We start from the raw sequence: 20,199 nt of genomic DNA, 5'->3' as shown, positions 1-20,199 counted from the left end.
CGACACTATTTAATCCCCCTCACCCTTGATCCCTCTCCCCCACGCTGCGCGCGGTAGAGAGGGGAAGCCCGGTGAGCTCAATTAAATACCTGGGGAGTTACACCTTTTAAAATGAGCTCGTATATTCTTTATTTATGGACGAACAATAATTCGATTTTCTACAGATTGCACTCCAGGAACTTGACGGGCAATTTGTTCCGCTGTATCACTTTGACGAATTTTTTTCACATAACCACTTAGAACCACAATATTTTGCCGCGTCTCAACACGGATAGGTGCTACAGCCAGCTCATCATTACTCATTAACGCTTCTTGCACTGCTTGCGCTAGAGTCATTTGTTGCCCACCAAATGCTGGATTTGCAAAAGGAGCAGGAAAAAATGGATTGGATGGGCCAGATGGATTAGAAGGATTGGAATAGCACCCTACTAATAATAAGAAAAAACCAGCAATCAATACATTAAACAGGTATTTTTGCATGAGAAAAAGCTCCAAAATTTAGAATAAAAAAGTCGGGCGCCATTATAGTAGAAATATTTGCAACCCCCTAGAAATAAATACTACTGCTATACTTATTTCTATGAAATCAATTACAATGAGGCAGAACCATGAAAAGGATGGCTAAGACTGTTCCTGCCAAAAAAAAGAAATCATCGTTTAAAATACAAGAACAAATTACCTCATCATTATCACAGTGTAAAGATAATGATCCCTATGATCCTGAGGATATTTTTGACTATATCAATAAAACTTATCAAGCTCATTTAGGAAAATTCACGGCCAGTGTCAGTCCTGCCTCATTGGGAACATCCTATTTTTCCTGGGGTGCACAACTACTGCAAGCACCTGGCACTCTATTAAAATTAAGCTTACATCCATTATTAGATTTTAATAATCATCTCAATAATCTTACTCAGTATGAAAAGCCAGCAAATGGGAATGACGTGCGTTTTCATACGGACAATTGGCGTATCTATCCTTGGCGATTATGGGCAGAGCAATTCTTACAAATGGAGCGCTGGTGTTTAACAGCAACTTGTGAAATTCCAGGACTCTCTGTTCCTGTTCAACGCATTGTTTCCTTCCGAATGCGCCAATTTCTGGATGCCATGTCTCCTTCTAATTTTGTGTTAAGCAATCCTGATCTATTTCAAGAAACCATACGCTCTGGTGGACAAAATTTAATTCGTGGAACCGAATTAGCAGTACAAGACATGCTCGAAAAATTAACCGGTTCTCCTCCTGCTGGTATTGAAAATTTTATACCGGGTAAACAAGTAGCAATTACCAAAGGTAAAATCATCTATAAGAACCATTTAATTGAGCTGATTCAATATGATACGCAAACATCAACAGTGTATAAAGAACCTATCCTGATATTGCCTGCCTGGATCATGAAATATTATATTCTCGACTTACTACCTCAAAATTCGTTAGTCAATTGGTTAACAAAACAAGGGCATACTGTGTTTATCGTTTCCTGGCTAAACCCAGACTCCAAGGATAGAAATCTTAGTCTGGATGATTATTACCGCATGGGAGCTATGGTGGCAATTGATGCCGTATCTAAAGTCAGACCTAAGAGTAAAATTCATTTAATGGGTTACTGCCTTGGTGGCACCTTAGCGATGATTACCGCTGCTGCCCTGGCTAAAAATAAAGATCATCGCATAAAAACCTTAAGCCTGCTTGCTGCTCAAGGGGATTTCACAGAAGCTGGCGAGTTACTTTTGTTTATTACCAAAAGTGAGGTTTCTTTCTTAAAAAGCATGATGTGGGATCAAGGTTATTTGGATACCAAACAAATGGCAGGTTCATTCCAAATGCTACGTTCTTATGATCTTATATGGTCAAAAATGGTTCAAGATTACATGCATGGCACTCAGCGTGGGATGATTGCATTACTTGCTTGGAACGCTGATGCCACTCGCATGCCCTATAAAATGCACAGCGAATATTTAGAGAAATTATTTCTAAATAATGATTTTGCTGAAGGACGTTTTGCTGTTGAAGGTGAGCATATTGTTGCAGAAAACATTCAATTACCTTCGTTTGTAGTCAGCACAGAGAAAGACCACGTGGCCCCTTGGAAATCTGTTTATAAAACCCATCTATTAATTAACAGTGACATCACCTTTGTTTTAACGAATGGTGGGCATAATGCGGGGATTGTCAGTGAACCAGGGCATCCAGGACGCAGTTATTTTATTCGCGAACGAAAAAAAGATTCTTCTTATCTTTCTCCCATGACCTGGCTAGAAGAAGCAGAATCCAAAGAAGGCTCCTGGTGGATTGCCTGGCATAAATGGCTAATAAAACATTCAAGTCATCGTATGATAAAACCACCAACGCTTAATAAAAAATTACCCGATGCACCTGGAAAATACGTATTACAAAAATAGATCTCTTGCCTAACCAGTGGATTTTACTTTAGGGCAAGGCGCAAGCGTTTCGAAGAGCGGAGTTTACATAAAGTAAATGAGCACCGAAGAAACGCTTGCAACGAGCAATAAAGCAAAAGATGCTGGTTAGGCAAGAGATCTAATAAAAGCATACAATTGAGAGCATGACATGGATAAAGACTATTATAAAATTATGGGATTAAGTGAGGATGCTACCGAGAAAGACATTAAATTGGCTTATCGCCGCTTGGCGCGCAAATACCATCCCGATCTCAATAAAGAACCTAACGCTGAAGAGCGCTTTAAAGAGATGGGAGAAGCATACGAAGTCTTAAAAGACCCTATCAAACGGGCACAATACGATAACTATCGCAAATATGGAGCAACTTCGCAACAGCAACAACATCAGTACAGTAGGCATAGTAACCATCAGGGCCCTTTCCAAAATCAGAAAACTCAATTTAACGAGGATTTTTTTGAATCCATCTTTGGCCATTCGCGCTACCAACAGCAGCCAATGGCAGGACAAGATTATCAGGGAAAAATTACAATAAGCCTTGAAGATACCTTTCGTGAAACCGTAAGAAGTATCCAAATTCCAGTAGAGAAAGGTGAAGAGATTACGATGCAAACCTTAAAGGTAAAAATTCCCGCCGGTATCACATCAGGTCAACAAATTCGTCTAGCTGGACAAGGTGCTCCCGGTTATCATGGTGGGCCTCGTGGTGATGTGTACATTACCATTAATGTTGAGAAACATCCTCTTTATGATGTCATGGGTCATGATATTTACCTTACACTGCCAGTCACTCCTTGGGAGGTTGCTTTAGGAGCTACAATTACAGTCCCCACCTTGGGAGGAAAAATTGACTTGAAAATTCCTCCAGGCTCACAAGGGGGACAAAAACTAAGATTGAAGCATCGCGGTTTACCTGGGAAGACTCCGGGAGATCAATATATTTTGCTAAAAATTATTACTCCACCAGCCACTACTGAAGATGCGAAAAAGCTTTACCAGAAAATGGCGGAAATTATCCCTTTTAATCCACGTAAGACTATGGGAGCGTAAGCATGAGCAAAAACAATGTATTAATCGGCGTGCTTATTGAAGATTCAAAAACTATTTCCTATACTGAGGTTTGTGATAAATATAACATCCCAGAGAAATTGCTCGAAGAGATGATGGAGCATGGCTTATTTTCCAATCAATCTACGGATCTCAAGCATCTTAAATTCAATCAAAAAGAATTACACCGTATTGAATCGGCGTTTCGTTTGCATAGGGATTTACGTATTAATTTGCCTGGGGTTGTTTTAGCAATTGAGTTATTGGAAAAAATTGAACGCTTGGATGAGGAACTAAATATTTTGCGTCGACATTTTTGATGAAGCATAGCCAATACCGGCAACAGACCCTAATCAACAAACTGATAATATACTTCATTCGGCTTAATCATACCCAGCTCAAAACGTGCCTGCTCTTCTAAAGATTGATCTCCACTTTTTAGCTCTTTAATATCCGCCTCAAGTGCCTTATTGCGCACAACGAGCTGCTCATTTTCTTGCTCGTGCTCTGCCAGTTTTTCTTTCAGGGAAATCCATTGAATGATATTACCATCACCCAGCCACAATTTATGCTGTAAAAAAGCTAAAGCAATGATGAGAATAATAAACACTGGGCGCATAAGTTTAGCTTATTAAATTATCCATTAACTGATTGTATTACCTTATTACAATAAGGAGCAATATCTGCGGCAAGTATTTTATAATTTCATTAAACCGGTAATAATTCTAAATCTAAAGGGGGTTGTTTATTCCAAAGACTTAAAACAAATCCTCCTCCCCCAGAACCAGTTGGCTTCACCGCAATAGCTCCTTCAGCAAGTAATCGATTCATATGCTGTTGCAGACTTTCACTCACTAAACCCCATTGTACAAAACAATCTGCGGCTTTATTAATAGCTTTTGCCAAATAAAACATCGCATCTGCACTACCTTCCTCCAAAGCAATCTTAGCTTCATCAACAGACGCAATCATTTGTTGATCCAACTGTTGTGCTAATACTGGATTTTTTTCCCATAAACTTTGCACTTGTTGAATGCAATGAGAAGTAATGCCAATTTGATTGCAAGAAGACAAATAACACAGTGGTTTAAACGTCTGCTTTATTGGCTGTGCTTCTCCTCCCTTAAAATAAATGCCTCCTTCTGCAGCTACTCCAGCCACATCTAAACCGCTACTTTTACCATGAAATAAATGCTCTAACTCTTTAGCAAATACATTACACTGACTTTTTTCTATCATCTGTTGAGCACCAAACCAACGACTCATAGCTACACAAAGCGCAGCTGAAGCCCCCATCCCAACTCCTACAGGGATGGTACTGTCTAAATGAAAATGCCCACCTAATTGATTCAACGACATACCCAAAAGATGCATACCATGTTCAAGAACACTCCAGAACAATAAATGCATGTCAGCCCCACTACTGCCCGTATAATCTGCCCCCAAAGAAAGTGAATTCGCCTTATAGCGTAGAGTTAATTTTTTATTTTTAACAGGAAAAACAAGCGCTGCATGCCCTCTGACTACGGCATGTTCACCTACTAAAATCCATTTTCCATAAGTCGTTGTTGCAAAATCACAGAACGTCATAATTACCTACTAAATAATCACGCTTAAATTCACGTGCCATGTCAATTTGATCGGAACGATATAATAAATGAATGTTTGGCCCCGCATCCATAGTCACTAAGGGCCCATCCCCTTTTTTATCCCAAAACTGTTCCAGATTCTTTAAAACAGCGAGTGTATTTTCGGTAATATAAGAAAAAGGCTGTATGCAAGTGCTGAATAATTGATGCATATCCTGGAATTCACGCCAGCAGATTTGATAGGCACTTCCCCAATCCTGCTGGTAAAATGCCGCTAATAACTGATTTAAATTGTCTTCAACTCGTTGGCCACGATGTTCATAATAAACACTGTTTTTTACACGTTTATGCGCTTCACTCGAAGAAACGGCCTTGCTTGTACTGCTAATCACTACTACCTGGTGTGCCAATTCAGGATAGGGCAAATCAACCGGAAATACCTCATCTCCTCGCCACAGTGCCCACGGAGAAAAAAATGAACGGCACGAAGAGCCTGAGCCTAAACGACTCATCAGCGCTTGCTCAGTAATTGTGGGTATGTCTTTACCTGTTAATTCCGAAAGTGCAAACACTGCGCAACGTGTTAATGCCGCAAAACTTGACGCAGAACTTGCCATACCACTACTGTGCGGAAAATTATTACAGGATTGAACTAAAAATCTACCTTCATAACCAAAGTGTTGTTTTAAACGTGCTAAATGATTAAGAAACTTTTTTTCCCCAGTTTCAGATAAAACAAACTCAGCTGCATTAGGCGTGCGCAAAGCTTCCCAGCGGTCAACTTCAGCGTTAATTTGTTCCAGTTTCACAGTACTTAATAAATTATTTAAAGTGTATGACAGCGAAGGATTGTCCGGGCTATTAGAATTCTCATTCTTTTTACCCATATATTTAATCAATGCAATATTAGCAGGGGCGTGAGCAACCCAGTGCATAATGTATCTCCTTGGAATTAATGACTAAATAAGTAGTCATTCCCCAAAACTAGGTGATTTTAACTAAAAAGGACAACATTGGTGTTGTCCTCTTAACGCATAAATGGGTTTGCAAAATATTCATATTATATTGTTTGTAATTTTGAGCTCGCAAGTTGTGCTGTAGGTGTATTAGGATATGCTCTTACTACTTGTTGCAGATATTTTTGGGCCTCTTGCCTATTACCCATTGCTGCATAAGCATACCCTACTTTCAGCATACTGGCAGCAGATTTACTTGAAGCAGGAAATTGCTGCAATACAATATTAAAGTGGTCCACCGCACTTGCGTACTCTTTTTTCACTAAATACAACTCACCCAACCAATATTGAGCATTCGCAGTGTATCCACCTGCAGGATATTTTTGTGCGAATTGATTCATTGCATTCAATGCATCATCATAACGACGATTTTTCACCAACTCATACGCTGCTAAATAACTTATTTGCTCATCAGCCGGGTTTGCTTTGGAAACAGGAGTTGGTGTTGGTACTGAGATTACTTTATTGTTTTGTGCAACAGGAGCAGCTTTTCGAGAAGCAGGCTCTTTAGCTCCTCCTACGGAAAGATCCATAGCAGGCTTACCTGGAGTAGCAGCTTTTGCTGCAGTTCCTCCACTTAAGCGTGAATCCAAATCTTTATAAAAAGCAATTTGTTGTTGCTGCAGTAACTTCAAATCATGCGCTTGAACTTCTAATTGACCACGAAGCTCTTGCACTTCTTGCTGCAGGCTTTGAATTTTATCAATAAGTGAAGCACTTTCACTTATTGCACCATTTGAAGCGCTGTCATCCCTGGCAAGTGCTAAGCCATCATCCTCTTGATAGCGATCTGATGGATATCTATCGTTTTGAGCTACATCATATTTAGAATTGGAAGCAGGCTCTTGCACCTGCTGTCCATCATACATTGCAAAATTATCACTCTCATCAACTACAGGAGCCCCTGCCAAACTGGTTAGAGGGAGTATTAACATTAACCCAGCAGCGATAATGTGTTTTTTGCAATGAATCATCTTGTTGCCTCATAAGTAAATTCTACGCGTCGATTTTGTGCATGTGACGCTTCATCATGTCCTAAGTTAATTGGACGCTCTTTGCCGTAGCTTACCACACGGATTTGCTGTCTGCCGACACCCGCCATACGTAAAATACCAGCTACAGTGTTTGCACGATGCTCACCCAACGCTACGTTGTATTCACGACTGCCACGCTCGTCAGTATGACCAGCAATTAAAACACGGGCGCCAACGTGTGATTTCAAGTATTCAGCTTGAGCATTAACTGATGGCAAATATTTAGGATTTAAATTACTGTCATCATAAGCAAATAAGTACAATTGATTATGAGGAGCCTTAGTTGTGTAAGACTCACCTGGCTCTTGCCCGGCAAAATGAGTGAATTGTCCTAAGCCTTGAGCTGAAGCCCCTGCTTCACTCACACCGACACCATCAGCACTACCAGGTGCCTTAGAACAAGCAGCTACAAACACAACACTCGCAGCAAGCAGACCTAATTTACAAAACGATCCGGCTTTCATCCTCAACTCTCCTTTATTTTTCTTATTATTAGTAAAAAACATAAAATCCTAAAATAGGACTCTTGTGGCCACATTGTACAATTGTTTTTATTTTTTGGCTACCTTATCCGCGCCAGCGTTCGGATTATCAAAGCATTCGATAATTAAAAAAACATGGACACAGTGCAATGTAACATCTCACATACACCATGCCCAAGATAGTGTAAGTAGTAAATTAGCTTACTACATGCCAAGAGCCATCTGGCTGACGACATGCACTACCACGCACTAGTTCAGTGCGACCATCAATCCACGCTCTCGTTGTATATTCACGGCAAGGTAGACGATCACGATAATAAGTTCTTACAGGCTGGACAGTATAACGATACCCGGTATCCGGGTTTGACCAAACTACAGCTTTACCTGTTGGTGCTGTTTCTAAAGCACGCTGCATTTCCATTCGATCTACTTTGTCCATACTCTTACCGATTTGGCCACCTAAGAATGCCCCAATAAGAGCCCCACCTGCTGCTGCCGCAACTTTACCAGAGCCACCACCAAACTGGCTACCGAGTAATCCGCCAATAACACCACCAGAAATGGTGCCAACACCTTCATTAGTCACGTTAGCGCAACCGACTAACAAGAAAGATAAAGATAATGAAGCAACAGTTAACTTTTTCATGATTATCACCAAATATAAGGGTTATGAAATCCTGCCCATTCTATCATCAGGTTCTGGTGGGATCCATACCTCTTAATTGAGTTATACAGGTTAATAACATCAAGTTTGCCGCTCATTTTAAAGTTTAGAACTCTTCTCTAGCAACACAATGAACTCACTTGATCATACCAAGCCATATTACAAAACTTATAGTATAATTTATACATAAACTGATTATTTTATATATAAGATTAAAATGCCAATACCAAACACACTCCAAGAAATACCAGTTGCCGACGTACGAAGCAAAGCAGCAATTAAGGAAGCGGCTGATGCTGCAGCTTCGGCACTTGCAGATCTAAAAGAAGCCCAAAAACGCGAAAGCAACCAGAGAATCGATAGGATCCCGTTACTTCGCGGTTTAATAAATAGCTGGGAGCGTTTAAGATCCAAAGCAGAAAAAAAAGGCAAAGCTGCACTGGCCAATCTGCCGAAACCGTTAGTGTTCATATTAGCAGGAGACCTGGTCGTCACTACGGCGGTGGAAGTGAAATTATTCGAGCAAAATCCTATTGTAGCAGCGGCAAAAGGCATGGTTACATCTTTGCATACGGCTTCGAATTCCTCCGAAGGCGTAGCGCAATTTGCGGGCTCAACTCCGTTTACAGCGGTGTTAAATGGAATCGATTTTATACGTGCACCTATTATTATAGCCGCAGCTTGGCTCAGAGGAGAAAAACAACCACTGACATTAACCAGGGGAGCAAAATGGGCTTATTCTGGTGTAGGCTTGAGTTTAACGATTCTGTCATTGACTATTCCACCCATTGCTCCCTTTTTGCTGGTGGCTTCTTCCTCTTTGGCGCTTGGCGTGGGTATCTTCACTTTCGGAAAGATGGCGTATCAACGTCATCAAACTCGGAAGGAACTTGAAAGAGTGACCACTGAAATAGAGTCATTATCCAAATCGATCGAAAAAACAACCCAAGAAATACAAAAACTGGAACAAGAACAATCAAAAGACGAACCAGAACCAAAGCATCTGATAAATCTGCGCAAGGAATTCGAAGGGCAGAAGCAATCCTTGACAAAGTTATATAAGACAAAAGGCGAATGTGAAGAAAAATTAAAAGGATTGCAATTAAGGGATACGGTTAAAAGTGGAGCTAAGATAGCTTTTGCAGCACTCACGGTAACCGGAGCTGCCCTCTCTTTGGTCTTCCCACCGGTTGGTTTAGGAATTCTGCTTGGAACTTTTGCACTCACAGGTGCTTTCTCTGCAGCACATTTTATTGCGGAAAAAATTCACGACAAATGGTTTGCAAAACAAACCCGTCAAGAAAGTACCCCTATTGTCCAAGCGCTTGAAGATGATTCAACACACAAGATATTCAAAAGACTAGGCGGCACTGAGGATTCACAGCAATCACTTAAGAAAGCTATACTACAAGAAACAAGAGAACAAAGTGTACTGCCAACAAGCACATTAATCGTTGAAATAAAGCGACCAGAACTTCGGGCACCTCTCGATGAAGACTTGGAAATAAAACAAAACAAGCATCTTCCGACGCTTTAATCGCTGGCTCTAATTCACTTAAAACCATGTACTCGTTGTGAAATTTGACATAAAAGTTCATAAGCAGACGTACCAGCCGCTTGAGCAATACGCTCAACTAGAATATGAACTCCCCACAATTCTACAGCAGCTCCTGGCTGAACCTCAGAATGATCGGTTAAATCAACCGCGAGCATGTCCATGGATACACGGCCTACAATAGGTACTTCTTTCCCCTGTATCCACACTGGTGTATTGGCTGCAATATGACGAGGATAACCATCACCATACCCCACAGCAACAATCCCAATACGTGTCGCTTTATCACTATACCAAGTACCACTATATCCTACTTGTGCAAAAGGCGGATTATTATGAATTGCACTGATGGCCGAAACAAAACGCATCACTGGTAATAAACCTAAATCAATGGCCGTTTTATCAGCAAAGGGAGAAACCCCATAAAGCATTATTCCGGGCCTTACCACATCGGCATGGGTTTGCGGAAATGCAATAATCGCTGCTGAATTAGCCATACTACGTTCACCAAAACCCTCTACAGAAATACGTTCAAATACAGAGATTTGCTGTAAATTTTCATCACGCTCTGGTTCATCAGCACAAGCAAAATGAGTCATTAAGCCTATATTCTTATCAACCCAGGGGCAATTTTGCAAAGAATCCATGATGACCTGCAGCTCATGAGGTTTAAATCCTAATCGATGCATGCCAGTATTTACTTTTACCCAGATTTTTATTGGTTTAGCTAAAGGGGTACTTAAAAGCCATTGTACCTGATGCTGTTGGTGGAGAACACAGGCTAAATCATGATGAACAGCAATTTTTAACTCATCAGGGCTAAATATTCCCTGGAAAAGAATACACGGTGTACGGCTACCTAATTTGCGGATCACCATAGCCTCTTCAATACATGCGACCCCGAAGCCATCAACCTGCCCTTCTAATGCAGGGATAACTGTAGGTAATCCACAGCCATAAGCATTGGCCTTGACCATGGTAATGATCTTTTTCCCAGGAGCAAAGCCCCTGATTTGTGCCAAATTATGCAATAAAGCGCCCGGTTCGATGATTAATTTGGTAGGCCGTGACACTACTCTACCCCTTGATAACCGTTAAATGCCAAGTCTTCAAAGCGCGTGTATTTACCCAAGAAAGCCACACGAACTTTCCCAATGGGGCCATTTCTTTGCTTAGCGATAATAATTTCCGCAATGCCCTTATCTGGACTGTCTTCATGATACACTTCGTCACGATAAATAAAGCAAATCAAATCCGCATCTTGCTCAATTGCTCCTGATTCCCTTAAGTCAGACATCACTGGGCGTTTATCTGCGCGTTGTTCCAAACTACGATTTAGCTGCGACAAAGCAATCACTGGAGTGTTTAATTCTTTAGCTAGTGCTTTAAGACTGCGTGAAATTTCTGAGATCTCTGCGGTTCTATTTTCAGCATTAAATCCAGGAACTTTCATCAGCTGCAAATAGTCCACTACAATGAGGCCTACAGAACCATGTTCTTTCGCAACACGACGAGAACGCGCCCGCATTTCCGCAGGACTTAATGACGGTGTATCATCAATAAATAAGGAAGCCTCGGACAACATATGTACCGCTGAAGTAACGCGCGGCCAATCATCGTCATCTAATTTACCCGTTCTAATTTTATGCTGATCAATGCGTCCTAAAGAAGACATCATCCTCATTGCTAACGAATCTGAAGGCATCTCCATCGAATAAACGATTACTGGTTTTTTAGAGTTAATGGCCACATGTTCAGCCATATTCATTACTAAAGTGGTTTTACCCATCGAAGGACGACCCGCAACGATGACCAGATCTGAAGGTTGCAATCCTGAAGTCATTTCATCTAAATCGCTTAACCCAGTTGCCACACCTGTCAATGCATCCCCATTGTGGTATAAAGTATCAATTTTTTCTACAGTACGCACTAAAATCGACTTAATGCTTTCTGGACCACCATCACTACCAGTTTGTTCGCCAATTGCAAACACCTTGGTTTCTGCTATATCTAATAACTCAGGAACCTCGCGACCTAAGGGGTTATATGCTGAATCAGCAATCTCAGTTGCTACAGCAATGAGCTGTCTTTGTACTGATTTTTCACGTACAATATCCGCATAAGCACTAACGTTAGCCACACTGGGTGTATTATTGGCCAATTCAAATAAATAAGCCTCGCTCCCAGCATCATCTAATTCATTATGCGATTTTAAGGTATCTAACAAGGTTACTACATCAAAAGGCTGATTTTTTTTAGATAAAGCAGCAATCGCCCGGAATAAGATACGATGCTCAATTCGGTAAAAATCAGCTTCACATAATTTAATGCTGACTTTATCCCACACTTGATTATCCAACATCAAACCACCAATGATTGCTTGTTCTGCTTCAATGGAGTGGGGGGGGCGCTTTAATGGGTCAACACTCTTCTTGGGAGTTTTCAAATCGAGCATGGTTCTATACACAAGGAGATTTTGTAACAAAAAGGTATTGTAATGATCTTTTAGAAGCTTGTCATCTGCTAATCCCTCTCCCTTTACGAATGAAAGAGGGATTGAGAGAACGATGGATTACTATCTAACCCAAGTTTGAGTACGGCCTAATAAAGACATACCAACATAACCTCTTACATGAAGTTTATTGCCATCTAAAGTAACTTTAGCTTTGTACACTTTACCTGATTTAGGATCAAGAATAGAGCCACCACTCCACTCGTTATTTCCTTCGCTTTTTAATCCCCATAAAAAGCGAATTCCTTGAATTTTTTTGCCTTTAAATCCGCCAGGGCATTTTTCACAAACTCCAGTATCACCTGGTTGTGGGTATACTTTATCAATCACCCCACTTAAAACACCACCCGCTTCACTAATAGTAATAACAGCTCTTTTTTGACCGGTTTTATCATCAATAGTAGTCCAATTACCAACCGGAGATGCAGCAATCGCACCCTGAGCAAAAGATACTGCAAAAGCTAAGCCACAAGCCGTTTTCCATAAACTCATAATTTTCTCCTCGTCACAATTATTTAATAGCTTAAGTCATGATTAACAACTATGCCAGTTTTTAATTAAAAAACAATTAACTGTAATGTAATAACATTAATACAAACTGAGTTTTGCTAGGCAACGCAAAGTTTTATTATAGTTTTCTCAGACTGAATCTGAGCACCGATTTTTCAAATTATTTCGATTGCCCCCTCTCCCGCGCTAGGAATTTGAGTAGTATGATGATGCTTTTCGCGGGACGAGGGTTGGGGAGAGGGAATGGAAAAATCTGTGCTAAGGCAACGAGCTCGCAATTTAAGGAAAAACAGCACGGATGCTGAGAGGCATTTATGGTACTATCTTCGAGCGAATAGACTTGGATTTAAATTCAAGAGACAAGTACCCATAGGAGAATACATCGTTGATTTTGTTTGCCTTGAAAATCGACTAATTATCGAGCTTGACGGTGGTCAACATATGGACAATCAAATTTACGATACGAATCGGACAGATTGGCTAAAGACACATGGGTTTAATGTGTTGCGCTTTTGGAATCATGATATCTTTCAGCAAACGCCATTGGTTCTCGACGCCATCATGACGGCTCTACTTTAAAGCCAATAGTATACTCACAAACATCACACCAGTGAGGTACATTCTAGCTGTTTTATCATATCTTGTAGCAATCCTTCTAAATCGCTTTATTTTTGAAAAAATCGTTCAACAATATTTCTTTCTTTGTAGATATGGTGATCATGAACGGTTGGATTCAATCGGTTCTTTTTACTTGGAATAACAGCCTTTGTCCCGGCTTCTGTTAGAGCTTGTCGAAAACTATCAATATCGTAAGCCTTATCCGCCAAGAAAAATTCACAATGCTCATTAGCCCAAACATCATTAAAGTGAATATGATTCGATTTTAACTTCACTAAATTGCTCAATTGTAGAAGAAAACAATCAAACTCCAATACCCTAGTTGAAAAAGTGAGCGTTTGCCTATTAAACCACAGGAATCGCTCACATAATGATGCATTACCGTTCATTAAGTATGTAAATTCGTCACAACCTGATGTTATCGAAGACTTAAGTTTAATCTAAAGGAACAAAAAACTTTTCGATATCTTCTTCGCTTAAAATCATTGCTTTTGCAGGATCGGCTGACAAGATACCATCAACCAATTGCCGTTTACGTTCTTGCATGCCTAAAATGGCTTCTTCAACGGTACCTGAGGTGATTAAACGATACACAAATACCGGATTTTCCTGACCAATACGATGCGTTCTATCTGTTGCTTGATCTTCAACTGCAGGGTTCCACCACGGGTCATAATGAATGACTGTATCTGCTTTAGTTAAATTTAAGCCGGTGCCGCCTGCTTTCAAACTAATTAAAAACACGGGAGTATTCCCTTCCTGGAATTTATCCACCATTGCCTGGCGATTTTGAGTTTGGCCAGTAAGTTTTAAATACTCATAATGACGTGCTTGTAATTCATTTTCTATCAGCCGTAGCATGGACGTAAATTGTGAAAAAACAAGTACACGTCGCCCTTCTTCTACTAAATTATCCAAAAGCTCCATTAATGTTTCTAACTTAGCTGAACTATCATGCGCAATGGTTGCTTCTGGTAAGGATAAAAGACGAGGATCGCAACAAATCTGGCGCAGTTTTAATAAGGCATCGAGAATAATAATATGACTTTTTCCCAATCCTTGTTTTACAATCGCATCACGCACTTTTTTCTCCATACTCATACGAATAGCTTCATATAAATCGCGCTGTGGGCCCACAATTTCAATGGTGCGTGTCATTTCTGTTTTTGGTGGTAATTCATTAGCTACTTGGTTTTTAGTGCGTCTTAAAATAAAAGGTTTCACTCGTTTTGCTAACACTTCACGGCGTTCCAGATCTGCGTATTTTTCTATAGGCGTACGAAACCACAGTCTAAATTGCTTCGCATCACCAAGTAAACCAGGCATTAAAAAGTGGAATAAAGACCACAACTCACCTAAATGATTTTCTAAAGGCGTTCCAGTGAGGCAAAGACGATGCTCAGCACGCAATTGTTGAATAATTTGAGTAGTTTTAGTACGTGCGTTTTTAATAAATTGCGCCTCATCTAAAATCAGGTAATAAAAAGGATAACTAACAAATTTTTCTTTATCGCGATGAATCAACCCATAAGTGGAAACCACAACATCATAATCATCAAAATTATCTTGATGGCGCTCGCTGCCATGATAAACCAATACCTTAAGCTCAGGAGTAAAACGCTGGGCCTCAGCTGCCCAGTTACCCACCAAACTTGTAGGTGCCACAATCAAGGTTGCAGTGTCTAAACGCCCTTGCTCTTTCTCATATTGTAAATGAGCTAACGTTTGAATAGTTTTTCCCAAACCCATATCATCTGCCAAGATACCACTAAAACGGCTGCTGCGTAAAAATTGCAACCAATTCAGTCCATAACCCTGATAATCTCGTAGCTGTGTTTGTAAGCCTTTGGGAATTTCAATTTCAGGAATATCAGTAGATTTAATTAACTGTTTTAGTTCTCTTCGTAACTCTTCAGCACCTTGCCAACGTGCTCTAGTTGCAGCAATAGCTAATTCAGCTTCTTGCATTAGAATAAGCTGATATTTATTGATCTGTAAATTCTGTTCTGCATCAATATGCCGCATACCAAATTGCAATAGTAAACGCACTAAAGGCTTAATTCGCCCCATTTCCAATTGTAAAGCACACCCATCAGTTAAGGGAAGCGTTACTAGCTTTTCATCGGACAGAGCCTCTAAATCATCACCTCGATAACGTTGAATCAAATCAGCCACTAAAGGCACAATACTCACAGGTTTTCCTTCAATCAAAATACCTAATTGATACGAGAAAAAATCTGTAGTTCCTTCCTGTAAATCGGAATACCATTCTACATCATCAGCACTAATTATTTCTTGATATACTGAACTGGCAAACCTAACCTCCCAGCCTTGTTTTTTTAACATAGGCACAACATGCTTGTAGAGAAAATCTAAATCATCTGGTTGTGCTACTTTATGTAAAATAAAAGCTTCTTTCGTCAATTCACGCCATTGTATTTTTTGCCAATCATCCGGCTTTTTTAGCGGTATTATTTGATGAATTTCAGCCAGTTTTGTTGCTTCGAATTGTTCATTACGTTGATATTGAATCAATACCCCTTCATTTTGTCCAACTACAAAATTTGCCTCTTCACTACTTGCAACAACTATACCTTCATAATTAAAGGCAACACGTGCAATGAATAAACCTTGAAATTCTTCCTCGTACAACCAGGCCAAATCATCATCATATTCACTCAGTGTATCGAAAATAACAATGGGTACTGGTGTTAAAATACGTGTCTCGCGTTGTTCAAAGACTTGAGGTACTGGAAACTCTGGACAGGTTTGTGCCATTTTTTGCGCAAATAAATGAGCTTGCTCTAGCGGGATAGGCGGCGCTTCAAGCAAATGCCCTAATTGTTTTGTGGGATAAGAAGTTTTTAAATGACCCATTGTGCGATTGGGGTAATCCACATACCAGCTTTCATCTAACAATAAAGGCTGCACTGCTTGGCCATTATGTATTAATAATAAGTTTTGATTACCATTATGCGATAATACCCATTGACACTCAGCATGATGAGTATCTTCCATGTGAATTGCTGTTTCTTGATCATCGACAAAAAAAGCACGTTCAGTCGCAATAATCCGTGCTAATAACTCACTATTGCGTATACTTAAAGAATCAAACCAACCAGTAACTCCACATTTAAATAATAATTGCGCCACCAGGTCATTATCATCACCAATGAAATGCTGTTTTTTAGATTCAGAAAGTGTGTTCAGGGGCTTCATCTTTCCATAACCACCTCTTTTAAGTACTTTTGCTAAAGCCAAACGAATAATTACTTTGTGCTCATAATAGTTAGTTTTTAATTCAATAAGATAAGTAAGATGATGAGTGGCTTCTTGAATTTTAATAACAGTGGCTTCTTGGGCACGTAAATTTTTTAGCCAAGTGTCCAGGCGCCTCTCTAAACGTTCAGGAGAATGGGTCACATTATTGGTTAATTCTCGATCGCGCAATGCAAATAAACACGCCGCCGCATGTTTGCAATTTAACTGATAAGGACAAGTACAACTGGCTCGTTTTACTGGCCAAGCTTTTAAATCCATATGTACATCATAAATCTGACTAGAGCTTCCTTTTACTCGCCCTTTGAGCAAACCATCGCTAAAGCGTATATTCAATACATGCCCATGTTCAAAATATTCTTGCCCACGCAATAATATTTTTGCCTCAAAAGCTTCTGGCATTTTGGATAGTGCTTCATTTAACATAATACTGAATTTACCTGGACAAAAAGATTTATTTTATGCAATTTCACGATTAATTAACAATTATACTTTTATTTAGTACCACTTTGTAATAATTTACAACACTTTATTGCTTAGGATAACAAGACATCATGCAAAATAAGCTTAAAATTCTAATGGCACAAATAAATCCCACAGTGGGTGCTTTAGAAGTTAATCGCGACCAAATCATTGAAATTATCCATAATAACCAAGAAACTCATGATGTTATTGTCTTTCCAGAACTTGCATTAACTGGCTATCCACCTGAAGATTTACTGTTTCGCAAAGAATTTCAACAAGCAATAGCTAATAACATGAAGCTTATTCAAGCGACAACAAAAGACTGTTATGTACTTGTTGGACATCCTGCTTTGGAGCAACAACGACTCTATAATAGTGTAAGTATACTGCATCAGAAAAAAGTAGTTAGGATTTACCACAAACAAAATTTACCTAATTATGAAGTTTTTGATGAAATGCGCTATTTTACCCCAGGACAAAAAAATCCCTGTATTCTTGAAATTAAAGACTACAAAGTAGGTATTTGTATTTGTGAAGATGCCTGGTATCCCGGCCCTATTGAAGATTTGCTTGCTCATGATGCAGCAATCATATTAAATCTCAATGCTTCTCCTTTTGATGTAAATAAATATCAAAAACGTGTCGCCGTGTTACAATCCTATGCTCAAAAAGGTACAGCTATTGTTTATGTCAATCAGGTTGGCGGGCAGGATGAATTATTATTTGATGGGCAATCTTTTGCTCTTGATGCTCAGGGCACTGTTTGTGCTCGTGCCTCTGCATTTACAGAAAATCTATGTACTGTAGAATTGGCAGGAACAAAACTTACCGGCATCGTTACGCCGCGATTACCTGGTGATGAATTACTTTATCAAGCCTTGGTTTGTGGCATGAGAGATTATGTAAATAAAAATAAATTTCCCGGAGTATTGCTCGGTCTTTCCGGAGGTATTGACTCCGCTTTAACCTTGGCAATTGCCGTTGATGCCTTAGGGGCCGAGCGTGTTCATGCGGTATTAATGCCTTCACGTTATACTGCTGATATGAGTTATGAAGATGCGATTAAAGAATTAGAGCTCCTTAAAGTTTCTCACTCAATTTTATCTATTGAACCTACGTTTAATACCTTAATATCAACACTTGATCCCGTTTTTCATGGCTTGGCACCGGATTTAACTGAAGAAAATATTCAAGCACGAATTCGTGGTTTGTTACTGATGGCAATATCAAATAAAACGGGGAAAATGGTCCTCACTACTTCGAATAAAAGCGAATCGGCTGTAGGTTATACGACATTGTATGGGGACATGTGTGGTGGATTTTCAGTGTTAAAAGATGTGTTAAAAACTCAAGTTTATCAACTTGCGCGTTATCGAAATACGCTCGCCCAAATAATTCCTGAGCGTGTAATTACGCGCGCACCTTCAGCTGAATTAAGAGAAAATCAAACCGACCAGGACAGCTTGCCTGCTTATGAAATCTTAGATGCAATTATTGTGGCCTATATGGAAAAGAATTTAAGCGCAAAAGAAATTATTCAGCAAGGATTTGATGTCCAAGAAGTCAATAAAGTCATTCACTTAATAAAACGTAACGAGTACAAACGTCGCCAAGCCTCACCTGGAATTAAAATCAGTTCTATGGCTTTTGGCAAGGATTGGCGTTATCCGATAACAAATGGTTTTAATAAGAATATATAGCCTCTGGCACTTTGTCTCAAACCGAGACTATTGTTTATCATTTAACGTCATTCTTAACTCTTTTCCAGGTTTTAAAAATCAAACTGCTCGCTTGCGTTCACGAAATAATAATGACGTGCATCTTTTCAGTAACGCAGGCGGACATGATGCTTTTGATGTTAAATTAGAGAAATGTCTTGTTTCTATATCATTGCCCTAGCTTCATATTAGATAGAAAAGTTTCTTTTTCTTCTTCTTCAAATTGTTGCTCTTTATCAGGATTTGTTGTATTTGCCAAAATATTAGGTCTTTCCTTAGGACTTTTTGAATTAAATAAATGAACCAGAAGAAAAGACATTGTATTAATGCGTTCTGATGCTAATTTTAGCGGTACTGGCTTATCATGAGTTTGAACTTGAGACGTTAATAAAAAATTCATTTTTTTTAGGAGCTTACTATCGATAGCTTTTACTGTTGGAACCTCTTTTAATTTTAACTTTTGCTCTTCATTACATGTGGTTAATTGTTTACGTAATTGCGCGGAATTTTTACATAAAGATTCGAACTCATTCTTGCGCTGTAGTTGATTTTTCTGGCTAGACTCATATTCTTTAATTGCGATAGGAATCTTTTCAAACAGTTCTTCTTTAAGTTGCTCAACAAATAAAGAAAGTGGCTCTCCTTGTAAAGATTTATATTTTTTACAAGTTTTCAATAATGCAACCAATAAATAGAAATTATACGAGGTACTTTCCCATTTCCCCTCACTAATTATCTCTAAGAAGCGTTTTAGACGAGTGCCATAATCTTCTCTCATTTCTTTAGAGTAAGCATTATTATCTTTAAATACACGAGTTCTTGTTGTATACGACAAAAACAAACCAAACCCCCATGGACCCTTGTAGTTTTTTCTTGCCTCTAATTCTATATTAGTAAGTTTTGCAATGCCTTCTGGAGAATCATCTCCAATTATATGTATGACTTCATTAATCAATTTCTCAGGTACAACTAATGCTGATTGTTCACGTTTTTCATTCGCCATAATGAAGCTCCATTTCAAAAGATGAAAGTTATAATTACATCCATATTTATTTTATTAAATAAGTAGAATCTTATATTATGCTAAATTGCACACCCATAAGGCGTATAAATAGGAATAGAAATAAGCCACTGTAATGTAGAAACCTCTAAGTGGTTTATTCTAGTATAGTAGGAATTGGCATTTTTTCTGTAACTCCCCAGGTATTTAATTGAGCTCACCGGCTTCCCCTCTCCCCGCGCGCAGCGTGGGGGAGAGGGATCAAGGGTGAGGGGATTAAATAGTGTCG

At 39.4% G+C, this 20,199-nt stretch carries 20 protein-coding genes; 6 read left to right on the top strand and 14 right to left on the bottom strand.

The features are described from left to right. Positions 1-132: 132 nt before the first annotated feature. Positions 133-480 (bottom strand): BON domain-containing protein, encoded by a 348-nt coding sequence (locus tag QM652_RS10840; RefSeq protein ID WP_415075667.1) that lies wholly within the window; start codon positions 478-480, stop codon positions 133-135. Positions 481-608: 128 nt separating this feature from the next. Here QM652_RS10840 and QM652_RS10835 point away from each other — a divergent pair, with 128 nt between their 5' ends. The 3 genes from QM652_RS10835 to QM652_RS10825 all read left to right on the top strand — a co-directional run bounded on the left by QM652_RS10835 (position 609) and on the right by QM652_RS10825 (position 3,788). Beyond that, positions 609-2,402 (top strand): PHA/PHB synthase family protein, encoded by a 1,794-nt coding sequence (locus QM652_RS10835; RefSeq protein ID WP_415075665.1) that lies wholly within the window; start codon positions 609-611, stop codon positions 2,400-2,402. Between the two features lie 169 nt (positions 2,403-2,571). Beyond that, positions 2,572-3,471 carry a DnaJ C-terminal domain-containing protein gene (locus tag QM652_RS10830; RefSeq protein ID WP_415075663.1) on the top strand — a complete coding sequence of 300 codons (900 nt, stop codon included), beginning with the start codon at positions 2,572-2,574 and terminating at the stop codon, positions 3,469-3,471. A gap of 2 nt (positions 3,472-3,473) precedes the next feature. Next, positions 3,474-3,788 (top strand): chaperone modulator CbpM, encoded by a 315-nt coding sequence (locus QM652_RS10825; RefSeq protein WP_415075661.1) that lies wholly within the window; start codon positions 3,474-3,476, stop codon positions 3,786-3,788. A 29-nt stretch (positions 3,789-3,817) separates the two neighbouring features. On the opposite strand, the gene ftsB is transcribed toward QM652_RS10825, so the two are convergent. The 6 genes from ftsB to QM652_RS10795 all read right to left on the bottom strand — a co-directional run bounded on the left by ftsB (position 3,818) and on the right by QM652_RS10795 (position 8,235). Beyond that, the gene (ftsB, locus tag QM652_RS10820; protein ID WP_415075659.1) at positions 3,818-4,087 is read right to left on the bottom strand and encodes a cell division protein FtsB; all 270 of its coding nucleotides are present in this window, start codon (positions 4,085-4,087) and stop codon (positions 3,818-3,820) included. A gap of 89 nt (positions 4,088-4,176) precedes the next feature. Continuing rightward, positions 4,177-5,058 carry a mevalonate kinase gene (locus tag QM652_RS10815; protein WP_415075657.1) on the bottom strand — a complete coding sequence of 294 codons (882 nt, stop codon included), beginning with the start codon at positions 5,056-5,058 and terminating at the stop codon, positions 4,177-4,179. After that, on the bottom strand, positions 5,045-5,992 hold the full coding sequence (locus QM652_RS10810; RefSeq protein ID WP_415075655.1) for a diphosphomevalonate decarboxylase: 948 nt from the start codon (positions 5,990-5,992) through the stop codon (positions 5,045-5,047). Before QM652_RS10810 ends, QM652_RS10815 begins: the two co-directional genes overlap by 14 nt. A gap of 125 nt (positions 5,993-6,117) precedes the next feature. After that, positions 6,118-7,047 (bottom strand): tol-pal system protein YbgF, encoded by a 930-nt coding sequence (gene ybgF, locus QM652_RS10805; RefSeq protein ID WP_415075653.1) that lies wholly within the window; start codon positions 7,045-7,047, stop codon positions 6,118-6,120. After that, on the bottom strand, positions 7,044-7,571 hold the full coding sequence (pal, locus tag QM652_RS10800) for a peptidoglycan-associated lipoprotein Pal (protein ID WP_415075651.1): 528 nt from the start codon (positions 7,569-7,571) through the stop codon (positions 7,044-7,046). The genes ybgF and pal overlap by 4 nt, the downstream gene beginning before the upstream one ends. Before the next feature lie 214 nt (positions 7,572-7,785). Further along, on the bottom strand, positions 7,786-8,235 hold the full coding sequence (locus tag QM652_RS10795; RefSeq protein WP_415075649.1) for an RT0821/Lpp0805 family surface protein: 450 nt from the start codon (positions 8,233-8,235) through the stop codon (positions 7,786-7,788). 235 nt (positions 8,236-8,470) lie between these two features. On the opposite strand from QM652_RS10795, the gene QM652_RS10790 reads away from it, so the two are divergent. Further along, entirely contained in the window at positions 8,471-9,790 is a 1,320-nt protein-coding gene (locus QM652_RS10790; RefSeq protein WP_415075647.1) for a hypothetical protein, read from the top strand. Positions 9,791-9,804: 14 nt separating this feature from the next. Here QM652_RS10790 and alr read toward each other — a convergent pair whose 3' ends face one another. From alr to QM652_RS10775, 3 genes are all read right to left on the bottom strand, one after another. Further along, on the bottom strand, positions 9,805-10,881 hold the full coding sequence (gene alr, locus QM652_RS10785) for an alanine racemase (protein ID WP_415075645.1): 1,077 nt from the start codon (positions 10,879-10,881) through the stop codon (positions 9,805-9,807). Next, on the bottom strand, positions 10,881-12,263 hold the full coding sequence (dnaB, locus tag QM652_RS10780; RefSeq protein ID WP_415075643.1) for a replicative DNA helicase: 1,383 nt from the start codon (positions 12,261-12,263) through the stop codon (positions 10,881-10,883). Before dnaB ends, alr begins: the two co-directional genes overlap by 1 nt. A 120-nt stretch (positions 12,264-12,383) precedes the next feature. After that, a complete protein-coding gene (locus tag QM652_RS10775) occupies positions 12,384-12,812 on the bottom strand; it encodes a DUF2147 domain-containing protein (RefSeq protein ID WP_415075641.1) in 429 nt (142 codons plus the stop codon). Between the two features lie 261 nt (positions 12,813-13,073). Here QM652_RS10775 and QM652_RS10770 point away from each other — a divergent pair, with 261 nt between their 5' ends. Beyond that, the gene (locus QM652_RS10770; protein ID WP_415075639.1) at positions 13,074-13,409 is read left to right on the top strand and encodes an endonuclease domain-containing protein; all 336 of its coding nucleotides are present in this window, start codon (positions 13,074-13,076) and stop codon (positions 13,407-13,409) included. Positions 13,410-13,495: 86 nt separating this feature from the next. Here QM652_RS10770 and QM652_RS10765 read toward each other — a convergent pair whose 3' ends face one another. Both QM652_RS10765 and QM652_RS10760 read right to left on the bottom strand, forming a co-directional pair. Beyond that, positions 13,496-13,723 carry a hypothetical protein gene (locus tag QM652_RS10765; RefSeq protein WP_415075637.1) on the bottom strand — a complete coding sequence of 76 codons (228 nt, stop codon included), beginning with the start codon at positions 13,721-13,723 and terminating at the stop codon, positions 13,496-13,498. 160 nt (positions 13,724-13,883) lie between these two features. Next, entirely contained in the window at positions 13,884-17,153 is a 3,270-nt protein-coding gene (locus tag QM652_RS10760; RefSeq protein WP_415075635.1) for an SNF2-related protein, read from the bottom strand. 128 nt (positions 17,154-17,281) lie between these two features. On the opposite strand from QM652_RS10760, the gene QM652_RS10755 reads away from it, so the two are divergent. Continuing rightward, complete coding sequence (locus QM652_RS10755; RefSeq protein ID WP_415075633.1) at positions 17,282-18,892, top strand: NAD+ synthase; 1,611 nt, start codon at positions 17,282-17,284, stop codon at positions 18,890-18,892. 187 nt (positions 18,893-19,079) lie between these two features. Here QM652_RS10755 and QM652_RS10750 read toward each other — a convergent pair whose 3' ends face one another. Further along, positions 19,080-19,913: a hypothetical protein gene (locus tag QM652_RS10750; RefSeq protein WP_415075631.1), complete on the bottom strand. Its 834-nt coding sequence runs from the start codon at positions 19,911-19,913 to the stop codon at positions 19,080-19,082. An 80-nt stretch (positions 19,914-19,993) separates the two neighbouring features. Beyond that, on the bottom strand, positions 19,994-20,199 hold a 206-nt coding region (locus QM652_RS10745; protein WP_415075629.1), incomplete at its 5' end, for a hypothetical protein.

It is taken from the genome of Legionella sp. (assembly GCF_047605385.1).
Taxonomy (GTDB): domain Bacteria; phylum Pseudomonadota; class Gammaproteobacteria; order Legionellales; family Legionellaceae; genus Legionella.
This window is presented reverse-complemented; position numbering and strand designations above follow the sequence as displayed.

Coding starts and splice junctions, on each gene's coding strand:
- QM652_RS10840 (WP_415075667.1), bottom strand. CDS start 480: ATGCAAAAATACCTGTTTAATGTATTGATTGCTGGTTTTTTCTTATTA.
- QM652_RS10825 (WP_415075661.1), top strand. CDS start 3,474: ATGAGCAAAAACAATGTATTAATCGGCGTGCTTATTGAAGATTCAAAA.
- QM652_RS10775 (WP_415075641.1), bottom strand. CDS start 12,812: ATGAGTTTATGGAAAACGGCTTGTGGCTTAGCTTTTGCAGTATCTTTT.
- QM652_RS10750 (WP_415075631.1), bottom strand. CDS start 19,913: ATGGCGAATGAAAAACGTGAACAATCAGCATTAGTTGTACCTGAGAAA.
- QM652_RS10810 (WP_415075655.1), bottom strand. CDS start 5,992: ATGCACTGGGTTGCTCACGCCCCTGCTAATATTGCATTGATTAAATAT.
- QM652_RS10815 (WP_415075657.1), bottom strand. CDS start 5,058: ATGACGTTCTGTGATTTTGCAACAACGACTTATGGAAAATGGATTTTA.
- QM652_RS10830 (WP_415075663.1), top strand. CDS start 2,572: ATGGATAAAGACTATTATAAAATTATGGGATTAAGTGAGGATGCTACC.
- pal (WP_415075651.1), bottom strand. CDS start 7,571: ATGAAAGCCGGATCGTTTTGTAAATTAGGTCTGCTTGCTGCGAGTGTT.
- QM652_RS10755 (WP_415075633.1), top strand. CDS start 17,282: ATGCAAAATAAGCTTAAAATTCTAATGGCACAAATAAATCCCACAGTG.
- ftsB (WP_415075659.1), bottom strand. CDS start 4,087: ATGCGCCCAGTGTTTATTATTCTCATCATTGCTTTAGCTTTTTTACAG.
- QM652_RS10760 (WP_415075635.1), bottom strand. CDS start 17,153: ATGTTAAATGAAGCACTATCCAAAATGCCAGAAGCTTTTGAGGCAAAA.
- QM652_RS10795 (WP_415075649.1), bottom strand. CDS start 8,235: ATGAAAAAGTTAACTGTTGCTTCATTATCTTTATCTTTCTTGTTAGTC.
- QM652_RS10790 (WP_415075647.1), top strand. CDS start 8,471: ATGCCAATACCAAACACACTCCAAGAAATACCAGTTGCCGACGTACGA.
- QM652_RS10770 (WP_415075639.1), top strand. CDS start 13,074: ATGGAAAAATCTGTGCTAAGGCAACGAGCTCGCAATTTAAGGAAAAAC.
- QM652_RS10835 (WP_415075665.1), top strand. CDS start 609: ATGAAAAGGATGGCTAAGACTGTTCCTGCCAAAAAAAAGAAATCATCG.
- dnaB (WP_415075643.1), bottom strand. CDS start 12,263: ATGCTCGATTTGAAAACTCCCAAGAAGAGTGTTGACCCATTAAAGCGC.
- ybgF (WP_415075653.1), bottom strand. CDS start 7,047: ATGATTCATTGCAAAAAACACATTATCGCTGCTGGGTTAATGTTAATA.